Origin of the sequence: Oligoflexus tunisiensis (assembly GCF_001748245.1) — a bacterium.
Taxonomy (GTDB): Bacteria; Bdellovibrionota_B; Oligoflexia; order Oligoflexales; family Oligoflexaceae; genus Oligoflexus; species Oligoflexus tunisiensis.
On sequence record NZ_BDFO01000001.1, the window covers coordinates 3,454,706 to 3,475,288 of the forward strand.

At 56.1% G+C, this 20,583-nt stretch carries 18 protein-coding genes; 5 read left to right on the forward strand and 13 right to left on the reverse strand.

All coding sequences use genetic code 11. The features are described 5' to 3' along the window. Nucleotides 1–66 precede the first annotated feature (66 nt). The 5 genes from OLTU_RS14450 to cueR form a co-directional block, all read right to left on the reverse strand. Nucleotides 67–645 carry a hypothetical protein gene (locus OLTU_RS14450; RefSeq protein ID WP_141733472.1) on the reverse strand — a complete coding sequence of 193 codons (579 nt, stop codon included), beginning with the start codon at nucleotides 643–645 and terminating at the stop codon, nucleotides 67–69. Continuing rightward, nucleotides 642–2,621 carry a leucine-rich repeat domain-containing protein gene (locus OLTU_RS14455; RefSeq protein WP_218110041.1) on the reverse strand — a complete coding sequence of 660 codons (1,980 nt, stop codon included), beginning with the start codon at nucleotides 2,619–2,621 and terminating at the stop codon, nucleotides 642–644. Before OLTU_RS14455 ends, OLTU_RS14450 begins: the two co-directional genes overlap by 4 nt. Before the next feature lie 162 nt (nucleotides 2,622–2,783). Next, nucleotides 2,784–5,060: a fatty acid cis/trans isomerase gene (locus OLTU_RS14460; protein ID WP_141733474.1), complete on the reverse strand. Its 2,277-nt coding sequence runs from the start codon at nucleotides 5,058–5,060 to the stop codon at nucleotides 2,784–2,786. 209 nt (nucleotides 5,061–5,269) lie between these two features. Next, nucleotides 5,270–7,441, reverse strand: a complete 2,172-nt coding sequence (locus OLTU_RS14465) for a heavy metal translocating P-type ATPase (protein WP_141733475.1) — start codon at nucleotides 7,439–7,441, stop codon at nucleotides 5,270–5,272. An 89-nt stretch (nucleotides 7,442–7,530) separates the two neighbouring features. Then, nucleotides 7,531–7,938: a Cu(I)-responsive transcriptional regulator gene (gene cueR, locus OLTU_RS14470; protein ID WP_141733476.1), complete on the reverse strand. Its 408-nt coding sequence runs from the start codon at nucleotides 7,936–7,938 to the stop codon at nucleotides 7,531–7,533. 210 nt (nucleotides 7,939–8,148) lie between these two features. On the opposite strand from cueR, the gene OLTU_RS14475 reads away from it, so the two are divergent. Beyond that, nucleotides 8,149–9,759 (forward strand): OmpP1/FadL family transporter, encoded by a 1,611-nt coding sequence (locus tag OLTU_RS14475; protein ID WP_141733477.1) that lies wholly within the window; start codon nucleotides 8,149–8,151, stop codon nucleotides 9,757–9,759. Between the two features lie 52 nt (nucleotides 9,760–9,811). Here the strand turns inward: OLTU_RS14475 and OLTU_RS14480 are convergent, their stop codons facing one another. The 3 genes from OLTU_RS14480 to OLTU_RS14490 form a co-directional block, all read right to left on the reverse strand. Next, nucleotides 9,812–10,198, reverse strand: a complete 387-nt coding sequence (locus OLTU_RS14480; protein ID WP_141733478.1) for a hypothetical protein — start codon at nucleotides 10,196–10,198, stop codon at nucleotides 9,812–9,814. Between the two features lie 119 nt (nucleotides 10,199–10,317). Next, entirely contained in the window at nucleotides 10,318–11,211 is an 894-nt protein-coding gene (locus OLTU_RS14485; protein WP_141733479.1) for an aldo/keto reductase, read from the reverse strand. 7 nt (nucleotides 11,212–11,218) lie between these two features. After that, the gene (locus OLTU_RS14490) at nucleotides 11,219–12,049 is read right to left on the reverse strand and encodes an MnmC family methyltransferase (RefSeq protein WP_141733480.1); all 831 of its coding nucleotides are present in this window, start codon (nucleotides 12,047–12,049) and stop codon (nucleotides 11,219–11,221) included. A gap of 246 nt (nucleotides 12,050–12,295) precedes the next feature. Here OLTU_RS14490 and OLTU_RS31915 point away from each other — a divergent pair, with 246 nt between their 5' ends. Further along, entirely contained in the window at nucleotides 12,296–13,249 is a 954-nt protein-coding gene (locus OLTU_RS31915; RefSeq protein WP_176736624.1) for a MaoC/PaaZ C-terminal domain-containing protein, read from the forward strand. 29 nt (nucleotides 13,250–13,278) lie between these two features. Here OLTU_RS31915 and OLTU_RS14500 read toward each other — a convergent pair whose 3' ends face one another. From OLTU_RS14500 to OLTU_RS14515, 4 genes are all read right to left on the reverse strand, one after another. After that, nucleotides 13,279–14,400: a PQQ-dependent sugar dehydrogenase gene (locus OLTU_RS14500; protein WP_176736625.1), complete on the reverse strand. Its 1,122-nt coding sequence runs from the start codon at nucleotides 14,398–14,400 to the stop codon at nucleotides 13,279–13,281. Nucleotides 14,401–14,592: 192 nt separating this feature from the next. Beyond that, nucleotides 14,593–15,570: a YkgJ family cysteine cluster protein gene (locus OLTU_RS14505; RefSeq protein WP_141733482.1), complete on the reverse strand. Its 978-nt coding sequence runs from the start codon at nucleotides 15,568–15,570 to the stop codon at nucleotides 14,593–14,595. Further along, nucleotides 15,567–16,028 (reverse strand): YchJ family protein, encoded by a 462-nt coding sequence (locus OLTU_RS14510; RefSeq protein ID WP_141733483.1) that lies wholly within the window; start codon nucleotides 16,026–16,028, stop codon nucleotides 15,567–15,569. Before OLTU_RS14510 ends, OLTU_RS14505 begins: the two co-directional genes overlap by 4 nt. Beyond that, nucleotides 16,025–16,378 (reverse strand): Spx/MgsR family RNA polymerase-binding regulatory protein, encoded by a 354-nt coding sequence (locus tag OLTU_RS14515; RefSeq protein WP_141733484.1) that lies wholly within the window; start codon nucleotides 16,376–16,378, stop codon nucleotides 16,025–16,027. Before OLTU_RS14515 ends, OLTU_RS14510 begins: the two co-directional genes overlap by 4 nt. Nucleotides 16,379–16,639: 261 nt before the next feature. On the opposite strand from OLTU_RS14515, the gene OLTU_RS14520 reads away from it, so the two are divergent. Both OLTU_RS14520 and OLTU_RS14525 read left to right on the forward strand, forming a co-directional pair. Then, entirely contained in the window at nucleotides 16,640–17,473 is an 834-nt protein-coding gene (locus OLTU_RS14520; RefSeq protein ID WP_141733485.1) for an AAA family ATPase, read from the forward strand. A gap of 9 nt (nucleotides 17,474–17,482) precedes the next feature. After that, nucleotides 17,483–18,670, forward strand: coding sequence for a vWA domain-containing protein (locus tag OLTU_RS14525; protein ID WP_141733486.1), 1,188 nt, complete (start codon nucleotides 17,483–17,485; stop codon nucleotides 18,668–18,670). A 250-nt stretch (nucleotides 18,671–18,920) separates the two neighbouring features. Here the strand turns inward: OLTU_RS14525 and OLTU_RS14530 are convergent, their stop codons facing one another. Then, nucleotides 18,921–19,886, reverse strand: coding sequence for a hypothetical protein (locus OLTU_RS14530; protein ID WP_141733487.1), 966 nt, complete (start codon nucleotides 19,884–19,886; stop codon nucleotides 18,921–18,923). 225 nt (nucleotides 19,887–20,111) lie between these two features. Here OLTU_RS14530 and OLTU_RS14535 point away from each other — a divergent pair, with 225 nt between their 5' ends. Further along, on the forward strand, nucleotides 20,112–20,573 hold the full coding sequence (locus tag OLTU_RS14535) for a Fur family transcriptional regulator (protein WP_141733488.1): 462 nt from the start codon (nucleotides 20,112–20,114) through the stop codon (nucleotides 20,571–20,573). Nucleotides 20,574–20,583 lie beyond the last annotated feature (10 nt).

Here is a 20,583-nt window from a genome sequence, read left to right on the forward strand (position 1 = left end):
GGTAGTATTAGGAAACATCAGGAAAAACATCTGGATGGATCCCGATTCTGATCAAGGGGTAAGCACTTAGAGCGTGCCGGGATCCGTCGGATCCAGGCCCTGTCCCTGCAGCACAGGAGCGGACGTATCGCCTGCAGCATCAGCCGGTTGCAGCGTATCGATCAGCCTTTGATCCTTGACAGTGGACTGGGCTGATCCATCGGGCGTCGCCCATTGAACCTGCACCTGAAGGCGTGCGGCCTTTTCCCTGACCGTGTTCACATCGCTGGCACTTACCAGATAAAGAGCATGCCAGACCGAATCTGCGGGATTGCTCGTGATCGTCACACCTTCCGCTTGATTGCTCGTCCAGCTGATGCGGCTGAGATAGGGACTGAGGTCGAGCCGGTTCACGGTACCGGCCTCATTCAGTCGGCAACCATATTCACTGGCCGGATCCGTGGGACTGGCATCCTTGCGAAGCGAGCACATCAGATAGGAACCCGCGATGTTGTTCGGCACATCCACGCGCTCGGCTTCCGCATCCGCTTCCTGATTTTTCTTCGCGTTGGCATCATCCTCTTTTTTCGCGGCTATGAAGTTGTTCATCACCGGATTACAGGCCGGGAGGAAGATGAGAATGATGGAAAGGAGGAAATGGTTCATGGTTCCTGCCCGCAATATTTTCGCCCTGCACGGTTTTTGTGCCGCTTCTGGCAGCCTGCCTTGGACTTGTCCGCCACGGCCACGAGCTGAGTGCCCTCCAGTTCGAGTATTTCCAGGCGCGCGAGCTGAGCCAGGGGTTCGATGGAAGACACGGCGGTATTCTTGATCTGCAATGTATTGAGCAGGACCTTGGTGCTGAGCGGTTCGAGATCCTTGATCGCGGTCATGTCCACCTGCAGACTGTTCAGTTTATCCAGAGCTTGAAGAGGGGCGAGGCTGCTGATGCCAGGGTTTTGGCTGACATTCAGTGTCTGAAGATTCTTCAATGTATTCAAACACCCAAGGTCGGTGAGATTGTTGCGACTTATATTCAAAAGGCTGAGCTGGGTCAGGGAGGCCAGCGGGGCGCAATCATTCATGCTGATGCCCGACGCCGTTAAAAGACGCAGGGAACGCAGGGACGCGAGGCCCTTCAAATCGACCCGCGGCGCACCATTCAAATTCAGATCCTGAAGATTTTGCAGGTTCACCAGAGGCTCCAGGGAATAGGCCGCACCGTTGTTTCCTAGATTCAACTTTTCCAGTTTGGTCAGACCGGCGAGCGGCCGCAGATCGCTGAAGCGATTGTCGATCGCAATCAATGAGGTCAGCTGTGTCAGGCCACTGAGAGGGGCCAGACTTGTGGCATCCAGAGCATCCATGCGAAGCACGCGCAGATTCCTTGCCAGGGTCAACGGCGTCAGATCCGCGAGAGGATTGCCCGAGATGTCGAGTTCCACCAGGGCGGGTGTGCTGGCCAAAAAGCTGAGACTCGTCAACGCCCCAAGGGGCACTTCCAGTTTTTCCAGGGATTTCAGATTCACCAGAAACTGCCCATCCGACATCAGATTGCCGAGCAGGGTGAGCTGTTTCAATTGCGGCAACTGCCCGAGGATTTCGGGATTGCTGATGGGCGATGTGAAAAGGTTCAGGCTCAGGAGACTTTTCATGGGAGTGAGGAAACTGATATCAGCGACGAAGAAGTCGGCGATTTCCAGTGTGTGTAAGCGCGGCAGGCCTTGCAGGATGGTGTAGTCCAGCAGCGTGCCGCCTTCGTTCGCGATCTCCAGGATTTCCATGCTTTTGGCCTGACTCAGGGCTTCCACGCTTGTAAAAGGTCCACCCAGGAGGCGCAGTTCCTTGAGTTGTGGCATCAGGGCCAGAAAACTCAGATCGCGGATCAGGGTGCCCTGCAGATCCAAAACCTGAAGCTGGGTCAGGTTGCGCAGGGCAGTGGGGTCGCTGAGTTCGCGGTTGTTATGCAGGTTGAGATCGGTCAGACCCTTAAGGCCGCTCAGGCTTTCGATACTGACGATCCTGTTGTTATGGAGACTTGCAAACTGCAAATTTTTCAGCGAAGCGAGGGCTTCAATATTGGAGATTTGATTCTTCGAGGCCTTGAGCAGTTTAAGTTGTGTCATGCCACGCAGAGGGCTGAGGTCCATGACCTGATTTTCGGAAAAACCGAGTTCCTCAAGTTGCGTCAGGGAATGAAGGGCACTGATATCCATGATCTGGTTGCCGGACAGATCCAGGAAACGTAGTTTGTTAAGGTTCTGGAGTGCGCGCACATCGACGATGCTGTTGCCACGCAGATCGAGCTTGATCAAAGATTCGGCGAATTGCAAAAGACTGATATCACGAAGTCCGGTGTCCACCAGATTCAAATCGGTGGTCCCGACCAGGTATAGGTAAAGACCTTCGCAGCTGGTGGCAGCGGCCTGGGCTTTCAGGACTTGAACGGTATACATGCGTTCGAGGTTCTGTTGATCCTCGCAAAGCTGGGCGAAGGTGAGAAAGGCGTTTTCCGAGCCCGGGGCCAATGTCTCGGTCGTGATGGAGCCTGCGGGGGAGGCGCTGGCTCCGCCGGCCTGGGCTGCAGCCAGACCGCGATTGGATTGCGTGTTCCGCTGGCAGGCGCCGAGCAGACTGAGCAATATCCACGCGATAAGCGCATGTAACCCTGGCCTTGGCATAGGACTTCGCAACCTCTAAAGTTAAGATCGGCGTATCCTTACGTATCGGTTTGGGTTTGATGTTCCTTGAAAAGCAGGGCTTTTCCCCAGTTCCTGCACCGGTTTGGGGTCCGGTATTTTTGTTCACCACAGCTCGTATTTGCTCAAATCCAGGATCCCTGTGTCCCGCTTCTTCCACTGATCCGTGAGGCCCTGAATCCGATCAAAATACGACCAGAAGTCCGGCTGCTGACGGCTGATGCCATAACGCTGAATCCAAGCCTTGAGGCGGGCAGGATCACTTGCGCGCAGCTGCAGCGTGTCTTTCACAAAAGTCGGGAGATCAGCTTCACGGACCTTCAAAAAGAAATTGGGAAAGGCTCCATAAACGCCCGGAAGAATTTCCAGGCGATCCTCGGCGGGAATGAGGCGGCCATCCTCACCGAACATGAAGCTGACGTTCAGATGTTCCTTGTGGTGAATGAGACTGTAAAGCCTATCCTGCGCACCCTGCACGAGCAGAAAACTGATATCGGGCAACGGCGCGAAATGGGCCCCTGGTTTCTGCAGAAGCTGCTGAAGCGGCTGGTCCTTGGGATGCAGCTTCGGACTGTGCCCCCGAACGTTGGCGTTGAAACGCTCCTTGAGCACATACTGAACGAATTCATGTTTGGGGTCCTGCGTGTAATAAGGAATCAAACTGGAGGCCGGCACCCCTCCATAGGGATTCAGATACTTCATCAGCTCCTGAGCGGCAAGTCCACGGTACCAGTGCTTCCGCAGACGCACGCGATCCTTTTTAGGCAAAAAGGAGAGAAAGAGATCCTCCGATTCCACTCGCAGATTATCCATGTACATGCGGGTGGCCGACTGATGGAATACGTTGCCAAAGACATCAAAGCCGGCCACGAGCAGATAATACATGCGTTCAAAGATGGGAAAATCCATCACCCAGATCGTTTTCGGTGTCCGGCCGAGGGCACCGGTGCTGACCGAGGCATGATCAAAGTGACGAAAGACACTGAGCACAGCCTGGGGGTTGTGCCCGTCACCATCCCAGATGTCATTCAACTCCAGACCCTTGGGAAAGCTTTCTGCAAAGAGCTTCTGCCGCTGCTGCACGAAATCCAGCTGCGCGGCCTTGTATTTGATATAGAGACTGGAGAGGGGATTGTTGCGACCTTCCGCCGGCAGAGTGAGATCCTGGGCGGCGCGTTCCAGAAAGCCTGGGCTTTGCGCGGCCAGGTCCTCCCGCGGGGTGAGGAAGAAGATATAAAAATGTTCGTCGATCACGTTGACTGCAATGGGGCCTTCACAGACCGGGCCTTTGATAAAGGCGCTGACGAAGAACAGCGCGTTATCGAGCAGAAAGCGATAGCGGCTGGCGGCGGGAATGGCCTGAAAGGCGAGAAAGGGATTGGCTGCCACCCGGTTCTCATAGCTCGGCCAATCCTTGGCCTCCAGAGTCCAGGGTTCCTCGAAGAAAAGGCTTTGCCACCGATCCCAGGTGGCCTGGTTGAGCGGATAGATCAGGTGATTTTTGAGCGTGATGGTTTCCTCGACTTTTTGCAGCCGATAGAAAAAGGAATCGGTGCCCGGATCATCGAACGGCCAGGTGGTGGCGATGATCGAGATCGGTGCGGGAGCCGCAGTGTGGGAGCGCACGATACGGTAGAATTCTCCGGGCAGCTCCGGCAACTGCAGATGGCCCAGGAAAAGATGTTCATAGATATAGCGGGCGACCAGGCGATGCTTCAGGTCCGGCTGGTTCCAAAGTTTTTCCCAGCGCACGAGGACCGCCGGCTTTTGCGGCTGGCTCAGCTTCTGCTGACGCAAGGCCGTGAGCTTCGGATAACCCTGGGCGAGCCACTGATTCATGATGCGGACTTCATCAGGATTCAGGGGCGGGAAACCATAAGGCATGCCGGCTTCCGGAAATTTTTTCTGGTAGCCTTGCAGTTCCGTGGTATTGGCCGGGCATTCGTGACTGTTTTTGGAATTGATTTTCACCGGACCCTGATGCGCCAGCCGCTGGGTGACGAGCGCTTCCATCAGGGAGACCTCATCGGTCTTCGTGCGGGCGACCGGAAAAAAATCCTTCTTCTGCATCCAGTCCAAAGCCGTATGCGCATCCACAAAAAGGCGCGTGGGATCCGCAGCGGTGATGCGCGTGCCATCATACAGAAGATTTTTCGTGGCGCCACGGCGGACGCCTTCGATGTGCGCGAGATTCAGCTGGCAGGGGGCTGTATAACAGGAATGGCAGGTTACGCAGCGTTTATCGAGCAGAGGTTTGACGCTTTTGAAGTAGAATTGATCCTGTTCCGTTGAAGAGGTTTCCGGCAGCTGAGTGATCACCGGCGATTTGGAGACGGTACAGGCTGCAAGCAGAAAAACGAGAATGAAGCACTGGAACCGCATCAGACCTTGGCCCTCCCTGGGATGACTGAGACTTCCGAACGGCAGAAATCCCAGGGTTCCAAAGTATCATAATTGCGTGTTTTTCGATACCGCGGATGAGCTGGTCACGACGCTGCTTTCGATACCGCGGACGAGTTGGTCACGACGCTGCTTTCGATACCGCGGACGAGTTGGTCACGACGCTGCTTTCGATACCGCGGACGAGTTGGTCACGACGCTACTTTTGCCACCGCGGACGGGCGCCAGCGTTTCAAAAGCAGCGCGTTGGTCACGACGCTGACACTGCTGAACGCCATGGCCGCCCCGGCGATCATGGGGCTCAGGTAACCCAGCGCTGCCAGCGGGATGCCCAGAGCATTATAAATAAAGGCCCAGAAAAGATTCTGTCGAATCTTCTGATAAGTTTTTCGCGAGATCATGAGAGCATCCGGAATCAGGAGCGGCTGTCCGCGCATCAGCGTAATGCCAGCCGTATGCATCGCCACATCCGTGCCGGTGGCCATGGCCATGCCCACATCCGCTGCGGCCAGGGCTGGCGCATCGTTGATGCCGTCGCCCACCATCGCCACCTTCCGTCCATCACTTTTCAGTTCCTTGACGATGCGGGCCTTATCCTGCGGCAAAACCTCAGCGAAGACTTTTTGAATGCCGAGTTGCGCCGCGACGCGTTCAGCCGCCTGGCGATTGTCCCCGGTGATGAGGACGGTCTGCAAACCCTGAGCATGCAGATGTTCAATCGTGCTTTTCGCATCGGCCTTCAAGGGATCGCTGAACGCAAGACAGCCGAGCAAGGTCCCTGTGGTTTTATCCGCGATGTAGGAAACGGTTTGACCGTCCCGATGCCAGCTCTGCACCACCGCCGCGACCGGAGACACATCAATGTGATAACCTGCCAGGTAAGAAGCGGTGCCAATGATCAGCACATGATCCATGACGGTGCCTTCCACGCCTCTGCCGGCCACCACTCGGGAATCGCGCGCCGGCGTCACGGTCAGGCCTTCCGCCTGGGCCCGCGCCACGACCGAGCGGGCCAGGGGATGTTCACTGCCGACCTGCACGGCGGCGGCGTGCTCCAGAAGTTTCTGATGATCGTGATCGACCGCATGAATCGCCGTGAGGGTCGGACGACCTTCCGTCAGCGTCCCCGTTTTATCAAAGGCCAGAGTTTTCACCTCATGGGCGATTTCCAGTGTTTCGGCATCCTTGATCAGGATTCCATGACGCGCGGCGAGACCGGTCCCCACCATCATCGACGTCGGGGTGGCGAGACCAAGCGCACAAGGACAGGCGATCACCAGCACGGCCACCGCATGAATGAGCGCAAGTTCCCAACTGGCCCCACTGATGATCCAGCCCAGCATCGTCACGAGAGCAATCACCAGGACGGCCGGAACGAAAATCGCACTTACCTTATCGACCAGTCGTTGAATGGGGGCCTTCTCGGTCTGGGCAGTTTCCACCAGACGAATGATGCGGGCCAGCGTGGTTTCCGCACCGAGGGCTTTGGTTTCCACCACCAAAAGTCCATCGGTATTCAAAGAACCGCCGGTTACCTTGTCACCCTGGCTTCTCAGCACGGGAAGACTTTCGCCGGTGATCATCGACTCATCGACCTGGCTGGTGCCTTCCACGATGAGACCATCGACCGGAATTTTTTCACCGGGCCGCACGATCACCTGATCGCCGAGCACCACCTCCTGCATGGGGACTTCCAGCTCCTGACCGGCGCGGCGCACACGAGCGCGATCGGGCCGCAGGGCTTCCAGAGCTTTGATCGCGGCTGTCGTTTGCTGTTTGGCGCGGGCTTCCAGATATTTACCGAGCAGGACCAGTGTGATGATCACAGCCGCGCTTTCGAAGTACAAGGGTCCACCCCGCACCAGCTGATAGACGCTGAGTCCATAGGCGGCGCTGGTGCCAAGAGCGACCAGCAGATCCATGTTCCCCGACCGGGCCTTGACCGCTTTCCAGCCGGCCTTGTAAAAGCGGGCCCCTATGACGAACTGCAACGGCGTAGTCAGCGCCAGCTGGAGCCAGCCCGGCAGCATCCAATGCAGGCCAAAGGGTTCCAGGAGCATGGGCAGGACCAGGGGCAGCGTCAAAAGACCAGCCACGATCAGCTGGGTCCGCTCGGCATCGAGCGAGGCCACGGGCTGTTTATCCGCAACCGGGTGTGCGGTATAGCCCACCTTTTCCACAGCCGCGAACAGCGCTTCCGCCGAACCCGGTTCCGCTGCCCATTCCACATGGGCGCGTTCCGTGGCCAGGTTCACCACGGCTTTGCTGACGCCGGGGACTTTATTCAGAGCTTTTTCCACACGATTGACACAGGATGCGCAGGTCATCCCTTCAATTGTGATATCCACCGATGAGTTTTGCATAGGTTCCTCCTTCAAATCACAGAGTCACCATCGGCCTTCCCATCGTGGGAAGGTCAAGGGAAAATTTTAACTCCGCGTTATGACGGAGCTTATCTGGCCTTGGCAGACCCTTTGCTGGCGAAGTTTTCCAGAATGGGACAGTCGGGGCGTTCATCACCGTGACAGTGAAGAGCGAGGTCTTCGAGGGCAGCTTTGATACTTTCAAGCTCTCGAATTTTCGTGTTCAGCGTTTCGATATGTTTCGTCGTGATCGATTTTACGTCCTCGCTTTTGCGTGATTTATTGCGCCAGAGATTAACCAGTTTCTTGATCTCGGGCAGCGAGAAGCCCAAGCCCCTGGCGTGTTTCACGAAGACGAGAATATGCACGTCGTTTTCCGAGTACACGCGATAGCCTGATTCGGTACGTGCGGCTTTTGGGATGATCCCACGTTCTTCGTAATGGCGAATAAATTTTGCATTTACGCCTGCTGCTTTGGCCGCTTCTCCGATGTTCATAGCGCGATTCCCTGTCGGCTGCGGGTTTCAGATCACTCATTATGAACATTCCCACGATGGCAAAGTCAAGTTTGACTTTTTGTCAAACTCGGGGACGTGCTGTGTCCCGAGAGAAGGATTTCTTAAATTATTTTTTTTCTATATCCTGGCGCCTGGTTTTGTAAACTGGGACCGCATTTTCACGATAGTCGGCGTAAGAAGGAGTCTTCCATGCAGTTTTCTGTCAGTCAAAGGTCGTATTCAGGCTGGATTGTACCTGGTCTTTTTCTGGCTCTCTGTAGTCAAAATTCGTTTGCCGCGGGTTTCGCCATCCGCGGACAGAGCGCCAGCTCGATCGGGACCGCAGGGGCATCCGATGTTGCCGGAACCACGGATATCTCGGCCATGTTCTCGAACCCGGCGGCCATGGGTGTCTTCAAAGGCACAAATATTTCGGTGGGTGCGGCTTATATTATGCCGAACGGGGAGTTTACAGAGGGCAGGAGAACGGTTGGCGGTTCGGGGATTGAAGCCATCACCGATAGCGATGACGCTAAGAAGAGTGATGACTTCAGCGAGGGTGCTTTCCTTCCGGCTCTTTATGGAACTTATGAAGTCAATGAGGACTTGACCGCTGGTGCTTCCATTACGGCTCCATTCGGTACGAATACCGATTATGGAAAGGATTGGGTGGGTCGTTACCACGGCACGAAAACCGAATTGGAGATGATCAACCTTGACCTCGCCGCGAGTTATCGCGTTATGGAAAACCTGCGTGTAGGTTTTGGTGTTCAGGTGCAGCATGCGCGGGGGTTGATTGAAGGGGCGAGTAACTATGGGGCGGCACGGGCGCAAGGAATTGCAACCGCTGCAGCCCAGGAAGCCGCCGGGCTGGTCAGCGCTTACTATACAGCCGCTGCGGCCTATCAGGCTGATCCAACCAACACCACCAAAGGTGCCGCGGCGTCGTCAGCCAACGCTGCGGTTGAAGCGAATGCAGTGGCCAAGAATTTCAAGACGGCAACCGATGCCGCGATCGCCGGTCAACCTGCAGCCAGCGTTCCGACGATCATTTCCAATACCCTCACCGCCGCCGGTGCCCAATACGTGGGAGGGCAGGCTATCGCCAATGAGGGCCAGGATGATGTCTACGCTCAGTATGAAGGCAGCGACATCGCCTATGGTTTCACCTTTGGTGTCCTCTATACGGTGATGCCGGATCTTGACCTCGGCCTTTCTTATCGCTCGCAGGTCGTCCACAAAACGGAAGGTGACTTCAAACTCTCCGGCGAGACATCGGCGGCTCAGGCCTATGCTGAAACCATAGGATTGAAGCGCACGGCTGACCTGAATTTGCCCACTCCCGATATCATCGGCTTTGGTCTGAATTACAAAGGCATCGCCGACATGAATGTCTACCTCAGCGCGTCGATGACCCGTTGGTCCAAACTTCGCGACATCAACGTGGTGCCTGAAACGGGAGACAATGTTCTGGTCAAGCTGGATTGGGAAGACGTTTGGCACGTGGGTCTGGGTGGCGACTACAAAATCAACGAAAACGTGATCCTGCGCGCCGGTGTTGCCAGCGACAACTCGCCGACCACCGACACCCTGCGTTCACCGCGGAGTCCTGACGACAACCGTCGCTTCTTCTCGCTCGGCGGTCGTTACCAGACCGAAGGCTGGAGCGTGGACGCCGGCTTCCTGCACACCCGCTTCCGCGACCCCACTCTGAATCTGAAGGATGACGCCTATCCGGAAGCCGCCGGCCGTGGCGATCTGTCCGGCAAGTATGAAGTGACCGCGAATACATTCATGGCTCAATACAACCACACCATCTAACAAAAAAGCCGCTGGCCCAAAACCAGCGGCTTATTATCATGAGGGCGAAGCTTCAGATACGATTGATTTTCGTCAGACGCTCTTCAAGAGTCTGAATGCAATCCGTGAGACTCGTGTAAAAATCCCAGTTCAGCTGATACTCATTCTCCATAATCCCGGCATAGGTCGAATACCCTGGCACGACGCAGGACACATCAAACGATTGGGTCAGAATACTGGCCTGGACGTCGAGTTCGGTGGAGTAGGGGTAGCTCATGTTGAAGAAGACCTGCGTGCTGTTGCGTTCTGTATCGAGCGTCACCTTATCAAAGCGGAAGCTGTAATCCCCTTCGCACCAGGTGTCGCCGCAGATGTTGTCGATGGCTTTCAGGATGGCAGCATTTTCCGTATTTTCGTTGGGGGTGCTGAGCAGGGCAGCCGCGAGTAGAAAAACATGCATATGATATTCCTTAGTGCTAATAAATTGAACATCATCCCTAGCATGGCCTGCGGGCCTGGACCAGAACAAAGATCAGATAAGCCGTGTCCCAAAAATTGAAAAATCACCCATCAGCGCAATCACGGAAGCTCATGCCCCATACCGGCTTGCAGGATTTCATGCCAGGTTTCAGCGTCGATCCGAAGGGCCGTGTCCTGGAGGATGGCCAGCAATCTCTGTTCGTTCGTGGTGCCGATAACCGGAACAAGGCCCGCCGGGTGCCGTCTCAGCCAGGCCAGCACGAGCCCTTCGACGCTGCAACCCAGCTCCGCGGCCCGGGTCAGGAGGAGTCCGCTCAGATCGGAATGATCCCAGAGGCGGCCCGCTCCCAGTGGAGACCAGATCATGGGCCGATAGCGGAGCCGCTGGGCATGATCGAACGTGCCATCGAAAAAGACGGAAGGACGCAAAGGATGCGCCTCGATTTGATTGGTGGCCAGAGGCTCGGGGCAGCGTGACTGCAGAAGATCGAACTGGGCCGGCAGGAAGTTGGAAACCCCAAAGGCACGGATTTTTCCCGAGCGCTTGAGCTGGGACACCGCTTCGGCAACCGCATCCGCGTCCATCAAAGGATCGGGGCGGTGAATCAACAGCAGATCGATATAATCCGTGCGGAGATTGATGAGGCTCTGGTCCACCGACTGCAGGATGTGAGCCGTGCTGGTGTCATAGGACTTCACCCGATGATACGGCCGGGACGGGGACACGAGCCGGATTCCACATTTGGTGACGAGTTCCATGCGGTCGCGCAGGGCCGGCGCGAGACAGCGGCCAAAGAGTTCCTCGCACTGATAGGAACCATAAATATCCGCGTGATCAAAGGTGGTGATGCCATGCTCCAGACAAAGATTCAGAAGGCGCTGGATCGCCGGAACCTGACCATGAAGCGGCGGATTCAAAAGACGCCAGGCTCCATAAACCAGACTCGAAATTTCCAATCCATTGGGATAGAGCGCGACGCGATCGACAGACATGGGGACCTCATGTGAATTGGGGATGCTGGCGAAGTTGGGCGAAATCCGTGGGGCTCATCGGGCAATAGAGGGTGCCCGACTCCCGCAGAGGATTCGAATTCTGCGAAGCCGCCACCTGTTTCAACCAGTCCACGGTCAGTGGCTGCTCCAAAAGTTCAAGCTGATTGGAGGCGATGGTGGTCTGATCCTTTTCGCCGATGCCCACACCGATACCCACATAAAATCCGGCCAAAAGCCAGGTGCTGCGTATCGCCGTGGAGCGCGTGTAGTTGGTCAGAAGGCAGGGGTGATCGTCCCGCAGCGCTCGCCGGATTTTTTCAAAATGCTCCAGCGTCCACATCTCAGGATTGCTGGCCGCGGAATAGGGATCATAAAAAATCGCATGCGGGGACGGCAGGTCCGGCTTCTCCAGACTCTGGCGGAAATCGGCCTCGTGCAAATACCAAACGACCCGACCGATGGTCACCTGCCCGGTGCGCATCAGCTTTTCAATCGCCTGGCGATAGGGCCGGATGTACATCAGATATTCACTGTGATCGCAGGCAAAACGCAAGGGCGCCAGTGTGTGATCAAAGCTGTGCAACTCGACCGTACCCGGACTCTCGGCCAGCGCCTCCAGGGCCGCCACCGCATTGGCCGCTGCGCCCAGACCGACATCCCAGATCACAAAGGGACTGACGGTGCGACTGCGGGACGTCAGCCTTTGCTGCTCCACATGCAGGCGCCGCGCTTCCGCTTCAGGCCCGATGACAGGGTGAAAGGTTTCGCGATTGGAAACCAGACGCAGACTGGTGTGCCCCGACTTCAGCTGAATCAGTTCAAAACCTTCAGAGGCCATGCCCACCCTTTCCGAAAAACGCAAAACCGATGGGCATACATAGCTCAAAAACGGCTGAAGTTTAAGAAATATTTACTCAGAAATTTGGCATCGATTCTTTCGAGTGGAAACAATTTCTGTCAGGATAATGCCATGTTGCGGCCAAAACTTAAACAAACGGACCAGGCGGTCCAGTGTTTTCTGCACATTGGCCATGGCCTTCGTTTTGCAACTTTTCATGGCAAAAGCAACTGGAGGAAAGCAACAATGACCGTTATCGTCAGCCCGCTGAAGCTCGTGGACGTTTTACAGTACTCGGTCGACTTTGTGCGTACCGTGGTGCATTCCCGTCCTCTGAACCTCGCGCCGGATAACTGGATTACCTACGACACGGATTTTAAAATACCGGCGGCGACCTTTACCGAATGGCAGAAAGCCATCGGCAATCGCGATGCCTATGACAACCGCAATACCCTTCATTGCTTTGTGAATACGAACGCGTTCTTCACCTGCGCGGCGCGCCTGGGCATCGATTTCAAGACGATCATGCACCTCGCGTCGGAGGTGCAGTATCACGACGTCAACTTTCAATTCGAAGCGAATCGCAACTATGGCTACAAGGCCCGCATTCGCGACATCAAGCCGTTTCCCGGGCGCGGCCGGGGCATCCTGGAAATCGAAGTCCAAATCTTCGATGACAATAAACTCAAGCTCGCGCACGTGGATCGCTTCTTCTTCCGCGGTGTGCCAGGCGCGCTTTATGACAAGATGGTGGCGCAGAAGAAGCCCGACGACAAATATGCCGGCATGTCCCGCCGCGCGTCCGAGCTGGCCCGGAATCATGAATCCAAAACGCTGTTCCACGTCGGTCGTAAACTGGGTGTGCAGTATGGAATGCTTTCAGGTGATTTGAACCCTTTGCATACCCTGGACCTTGTCTCCAAACTCTTCCGCCATCCTGGAAGTTTCATTCAGGGTCTCTGCACGACCAATCTGATCCTGTCGCTCCTGAAGGATAGCCGCGGCGTGGACGTGGCCCATATTGAAGTGATATTCGCCAATCCTCTGTTCTGTGGTCGGAACTATTATCTTGTGATCGATGGCGGGCGTTTCGAAGTGATCGATGAAAATGATCAGCTCAAAGTCTTCGGCACATTCGAAGACTGCACGCACCTGCGCCGTCTGATGGGACGGAATGACCGTCGCTCCGGGCTTTCCTGAAGGCTGGGTCAGACCCCGCGAGCCGGGGACTAAATTTTCCGAATGCGGAAGAGCGAGCCATCGTCCGTTCCATACCAGACTTCACCATCCGGACCCTGCTCCACTTCCCGGACGCGCAGGCCTTCCTTGGTGAAGAGGCGCTCCTCGGCCACCATCCGATTGTTGCGAATTTCTGTCAGGTTTAAATGTGACTTGGCCAGTGCGCCGCTGATCACCAAGCCTTTCCAGCCGGGCAGTGCGTTGCTGCTGTAAACGATCATGCCGCAGGGCGCAATCGAGGGTGTCCATTGATGGATCGGGGCCTCGGTGCCCGGGACGTTACGGCTGCCGATGGACGGTCCCCAGTATTCACGACCGTAGGTCGCTTTCGGCCAGCCATAGTTTACGCCTTTTTTGATGATATTGATTTCGTCACCGCCCCGCGGTCCATGTTCATGCGCCCAAATTTCACCAGTCATCGGATGGCGCACCAGACCCTGGGGATTGCGATGGCCGAAACTATAGATTTCCGGAAGAGCATCCTTCTTTCCCACGAAAGGATTGTCCGGATGAGCTTTGCCATCGCGGGTCAGACGCAGAATTTTTCCCAGATGATTGGTAAGGTCCTGCGCATTCTCCCGCTCGCCGCGCTCGCCAACACTGAACCAGATGGAATCGGGCTCGACCACAATTCGTCCTGCGAAATGCTCGCCTCGCGATGAACTCCCGCGCGCTACAAAAATCTCACGGAAACCCTGGATTGCGTTGCCGTTCAGGGTCCCGACGCCCAGCGCCGTGGTGTACTGATCGCGGCCGAGCGCCTTGCTATAACTTAAATAGACCTGATGATCCTTCTTGAAGTCAGGCGAGAGGACCACATCCAGAAGGCCGCCTTGACCAAAAACGGCCACCTTGGGCCCGCCTGAAATGGTCGTAAACTTCTTTTTTTTCAGGTCATAACGTTTGATGGTGCCGGTTTTAAGCGTCATAAGCAGCTGGCCATCGGGCAGAAAGGTCATGGCCCAGATGGGACCGACGTCGGATGCCACCTGCTCACGCTGCAGCTTCATGCCGCGCGATTCAAAAGTCAGCGCAGCCGGAGCCGCGGCAACCCCTTGCCAGCAGGCCGTCTGGAGGATTCCAGCCAACATGATTTTTGTTCCGAAACGCATGCCGCCTCCCATCAATTCCGTCACTCGAGGGCAAGGTACTTCAGCGTTGGCGCCTTCGTCAATCGTGACTGGAACGCAGAAATCCTGGCCCGAACGCTGAGCTTCTGGACAGGGTGCTTTTGCTTACTGTGATAAAATAATAACAGGCCGTCCGCAGCATATCCATTGTTGAGCTGACCTGGAGACGGACTGTCATGTCTGCTGGTTCGAATGCGGCTCGTGGCCGGAGTCCTGGGAAGCCTGAATGCGGTGCAGCTGTAGATTGCGATGCGCAAGCTGCGTACTGTACCAAAGGTTGCGAACCGGCATGGGCTCGCCGTCCGGCAAGGCTTCCCCGATCAGAGAGTGGGAATAAAGGGGACCGAGACGTTGCCGAATGGTGGTGTCATAGCCTGGTGTCTGCCGGAGTTTTTGCCGACCGGCGATCTCGAAAAGATCTTTTTTGTGAGCGATCGCCTGGGCCGCGCAGGCCTGAAAGAGTTCCTCCTCGCGCCCATACCAGACTCCAAAAAGTTGCCGTCGCGCGTGATCACTCCAGGTTCCGGTCTCGGGATTGGAGCAGGCCTCAAGGTCCTGCGCGAGCGTTTCAAAGCGCTCAAAATAAAGCCCGAGATCAAACCCGGCCTGTTCCAGGGCCCATTGCGCGAGCGCGGTTTCCACCTGGGTGACCAGATCGGTGAGCGATTCCCAGAACTCGGCTCCGGCCTCGCCTTGATCATGCCGGCAAAAGAAGGTGCTGCAAACACCACTGCGGAAGGCATAGATCTGACACTTCTTCGTATTCTGATCCAGAAGCGGACAGATCACCGAACCCTGTGGCAGTTTCCCACTTAAAAATCCGATCGATTTTTCCATGTGATGCGGCGAGACCTGACTGCCTTCCGGTATGCTGTAGCCGGTCGCGATAAAGTTCTGCGCGACGGGGCGCACGCCCGGATCCATCAGCGCGAGGCCGAGGAGAAAATTCGGCACGCGCGGGATGTAACTGCAGCAGCGAATGGACGGATGAAACCCATGGGCTTTCACCTGAGGGCAGTTGAAACAACTGCTCCGCACCTCGGGATCGACGCGAAAATAAAAGACATCATCGGGCAGCATATAGCGCCAGATACCTGGGACCAAGTGGGTTCCGAGCCTGATGGGCTGCAGAATGGAGTCATCATTTTTCATGCCTGGTAGTGACAATCCTTGAAAATTTGACCGCTGCCGCAGGGGCAGGGTGCATTGCGGGCGATTTTTACCGGCTCGTCGTCGTGCAAAAATTCCCCGCTGTGATAAAGCCAGACACCATCGATTTTTTCAAAATCGCTGATTTCGTGCAGAACCTCGAGGCGGTTATCGAAGATCAGCCGCGCTTTGAATTCCACTTCCCCTTCATCGTCCTCCCAGGAGGCGTCGATGATTTCGAGTCCCACCCAATTGGAAGGTTCGCCCTGTTCCAGATCCTCGGGATACGTTTCCGGATGCCAGGTTTTTTTCAAATAGGGATAGTTGCACTGAAAGAAGGCCGTGTAGCGGCTGCGCATCAGCGCTTCCGGGTCAGGAGCGAGCTGCCCACCTTCGATATAAAGTCCACAGCAGTTTGCATAAGGTTTGCCGGTGCCACAGGGGCAAAGGGTTTCACTCATGATTTCAGCTCCGCCAGCGAAAGAAGACGTTGGCCATCGGTGATCAAAGGACGCTTGATAAGGCGGCCCTGGCTGGCGAGCAGCGCGATGATCTCCGCTTCCGACATGTTCTTGAGCTTGTCCTTCAAACCCATCGATCGATAGACTTCACCGCTGGTGTTCAGCAGCTTTTTGATATCGAGGCCTGAGGCCTTGAACCAGGTTTTCAGTTCAGCCGCGCTCGGGGGAGCTTCGGTGACATCGATGAATTCATAAGCGATCTTCTTCTGCGTCAGCATCTTTTCCGCCTCCCGGCAGGTGCTGCATTTTTTGTAGCCGTAAAATTTGAGCACAAAGACCTCCTCGCGCATGCGGGCCATCCTAGTCGCTTGGGGAGAAAAAAGCGAGACAAGTCCGCCGTCCATGCGCATTTCGACGGGGCCAGGTTGGGCGATTTGATCAGGGGACACCGCTCGCACGGGTCAGCTCATGGCCCGCGCTTCGGTCGGCGAACTCCGCTCGCACGGGTCAGCTCATGGCCCGCGCTTCGGTCGGCGAACACCACCTTTGATTTTTCCCGGCTCCCTGGCTATGCTGGGGCTTTGCCTCCATCACAAGACCAGGGTGAAATCATGTCCGAGCGTTTGCAATTCAAGGGAACCCGCAACTACATTGCCTCCGCGGAACTGCAGGAAATCGTCAATGTCGCCTGTGATCTTGAGCGCCCGCTCCTGATCCGGGGTGAGCCCGGCACGGGGAAGACCGTATTGGCCAAGGCTGTAGCCGAAGCCTTGAACCTGCCTCTGCTGACCTGGCATGTAAAATCCACGTCGAAGGCTCAGGATGGCCTTTATGTTTATGACACGGTCCAGCGCCTCAACGATTCCCGTTTTGGGACGGGCGACGTGCACGATATCAAGCGCTATATCAAGCTCGGGCCGCTGGGCCAGGCCTTTCGCTCCACCGAACGCAGCGTGGTGTTGATTGATGAGATCGACAAGGCCGATCTGGAATTTCCGAATGACCTTCTGCATGAGCTGGACATGATGAGTTTTTATATCCCCGAAACGGGAGAAACCATCACCGCCGCCAAGCGTCCGGTGGTCATCATCAGTTCCAATGCCGAGAAGGAACTGCCCGACGCCTTTCTCCGCCGCTGCATTTTCCACTACATCGCCTTTCCTGAAGCCGATGAAATGCGGCGCATCCTGAAGGTTCACCATCCGCAGGTGGATGAAAAACTTATCTCGCAGTGCCTTGTGCGTTTTTACTGGCTACGGGATCAAAATGAAATTCGCAAGAAGCCATCGACCAGCGAGCTGGTGGATTGGATCGGGGCCCTGGTTCGCGGCGGCATCGAGCCCAAACAGCTGGAAAAGGACCTGCCGTTCCTGGGTGTGCTCCTCAAGAAGGAGACAGATCTGCAGGCCCTCCGGCAAAGTCAGCGCCGAACCTCCCGTTTTTAGGGGATGAGCATGTTTGTTGATTTTATGTACCAGCTGCGGAGCTATGGAATCAAGGTATCGAGCAACGAGTGGCTCACCCTGCTCACGGCGCTGGAACGAGGGCATGCCGGGGAATCTCTCACGCGCTTTTATTATCTGGCCCGCGCGATCGCCTGCCGCACGGAGCTGGATTATGATGCGTTTGATCGCTGCTTTGCCGAGTATTTTGAAGGTGTCACCTATGGCGAAACGCTGAAGGACGAATTCCAGGAATGGCTGAAAAATGCGAAGCCACCGCGGGCTTTAACGGAAGAGGAAAAGGCGGCGCTCAAGGCCCTGGAACTGGATGAGCTGCGGGAACTCTTCGAACAGCGCATGCGCGAGCAGAAGGAACGGCACGACGGCGGCAATCGTTGGATCGGCACGGGGGGCACGAGCCCATTCGGTCACGGCGGCTTCAACCCGGCCGGTATTCGTGTGGGTGGTGAAGGCGGCGGCATGAGCGCCGTGCAGGTGGCGAGTCAGCGTCTGTTTCGCAACTTTCGGGGGGATGTGATTATCGATACCCGGCAGATCGGGCTGGCCCTGCGCAAACTGCGACACTGGGGGCGGGAAGGGCATCCGTCCGAGCTGGATCTGGAAGGGAGCATCGAGGCGACCGGGAAAAATGCGGGGGATATCACCCTGGTGTTTCGTCCGGAGCGGAAGAATAACTTGAAGCTTTTGCTGCTGATGGATGTGGGCGGGTCGATGACCTGGCACACGCAGATTTGTGAACAGCTTTTTTCCGCTGCGCATCAGAGTGTGCATTTCAAGGATTTTAAGCATTTTTATTTTCACAACTGTCCTTATGATTTTATGTTCTCCGACATCGAGCAGCAGGAGCGGGTGCTGACGCGGGATATTCTGCAAAAGTTTGATGCGAGCTGGCTGGTGATTTTTGTTGGCGATGCGGCGATGGCGCCTTACGAGCTGACGGAAGTGGGTGGGGCGATCGATTATTTTCAGCGGAATGCGGAGCCAGGGATTGTGTGGATTGAGCGATTGCGGCAGCATTTTCCGTGTTCGGTGTGGTTGAATCCAGAGCCGCAGGTTTATTGGCAGCGGCATTCGAATCAGTTGATTCGTCAGGTGGTTCCGGAGATGTATCCGATGTCGCTTGAAGGGATTGAGGAGGCGATGGCGATGTTGAAGAGGATGAAGCAGAAGAGGGTGTAGACGCTCTCGTGCTCAACCCCGACCTCACGCTCAACCCCCGAAGGGGGGCGGGTGCGGGTGCTCCCCTTCGGGGATGACGAATGCCTCACGCTCAACCCCCCGAAGGGGGGCGGGTGAGGGTGCTCCCCTTCGGGGATGACGAATGCTTTCACGCTCAACCCCCCGAAGGGGGGCGGGTGAGGGTGCTCCCCTTCGGGGATGACGTGGGTTGGTGGGGCCGCCTTCGGGGGTGACGGCCCGTTATTCAGGATCAGGGCGTGCCCTCTGAGGACGCATCCACCACCATCCGCAAATAACTCTGCGTCTCCAAAAACCTGGCCATAAACACACAATCCCAACCCATACTCTCCCGCCAGGGCTCTTGCGCGGTATCCCGTTCCCAGGACCACTGATAACGCCGGAAACTCAAATCATCCGAAGGCTTCGGACAAAGATCCAGCACCCGCTGCGTTACACCCTCATGCGATCCCTCCGCCAGAGCTTGAAAGAAAGGATTCGCACGCTGCCGGTCATAAATCTTCCCGATCATCTCGCGCGTGCGACTTATGGAAGATGCCATGGTCAAACGCAGAAACGACCCCACGGCCTTGAGGTGCAGCTCATAACCAATCTTCGCCTGTTCCACGGCGATCATCTCGATGTCATTCACATCCATGCTCTCATGCTTGCGCATCTCCCGCGTGGTCGGCAGGCCGAGGTGCTCCCAGACCCGGTGAAACAGCGCCCAGGTTGCCGGCCGCAGGTCGCAGATTTCCTTATCGTCATCCCGGCAGACACGGTAACCGTACACGACGCAGCCGCCGGTGATCGGATTTTTAATGCTGCAGTAGCGATTATCCTCGATCCAGGCCAGCCAGCGCTGGGCCGCATCGCGGTCCTGGGTCTTCGCCAGGTAAAGTAAAACACCCAAAGTCTGATCCCGGGAAAAGGATTTCTCCTCCCCCAGATTGCCGGGATTCCGGCGCGGGGAACGCCAGAAACGCCCGTCCGCATCCTGCGAGGCGCGGACCGTGTCACAGCCGGCCTGTTCGCCCACCATACACAGCAAACCGTTGAAGATTACGGAGTCACCATCGTCGCAGTCCTGCTTGGAAGGATAGCCTTCGCAGAAGCGCACGACGTCCTGACGCCAGAAATTCTCCGCATCCCCCAAAGACAGGGCCAGAGCGTGGGGGCTGAAGGATACCACGAGGATAAAAAACAATAGGATGGGCATGGAACGACTTCCTTTTTGAGATATGGGACTAAACATTGTGACGAACTGTTGGATCCATAGGACACTGGAGAGGGCATGCACGTCCACTTTGAAAATCTGAAGCGACGACATGACGTAATTCAGACGACCGCTCGTGCTGTTTTGTAACCCTGTGTGGCAGATCCCGCTGGTAATTCCGCCGGGTTCGTGTTTGTAATATGGAATCAAGGACAATGGCTGGGGGATATGAAGTTGGATAAGAGAGCAGCAAAATTCCAATGGTTTTGGGATCGCCTGGATCAGTACCTGGCCAAAGCGCAGCTGAAGCAAAGCAAGCAGCGGAATTACATCATCGAGGAATTCCTGGCGCTCGATTCCCATGTGAGCGCCGAGGACCTTCATGGCCGTTTGAAGGATACCGAACACAATCCGGGCCTCGCGACCGTGTATCGGACCTTGAACCTCTTGAAGGAAGCCGGTCTGGTCGATCAAAAACAATTTGCGGATGGCAAATCCGTATTTGAAGTTCTGGATCCCAAATCCCATCACGATCATCTGATCTGTGTGAGTTGCCACAAGGTGCAGGAATTCTCCAACGAGGAAATCGAGACCCTGCAGAAGCAGGTCGCCGCGCGTTTTAATTTCAAATTGACCCATCATACGCTCGACATGTTCGGGATCTGCGCCGACTGCCAAAAGAAAAGCTAAATTTGCGTTC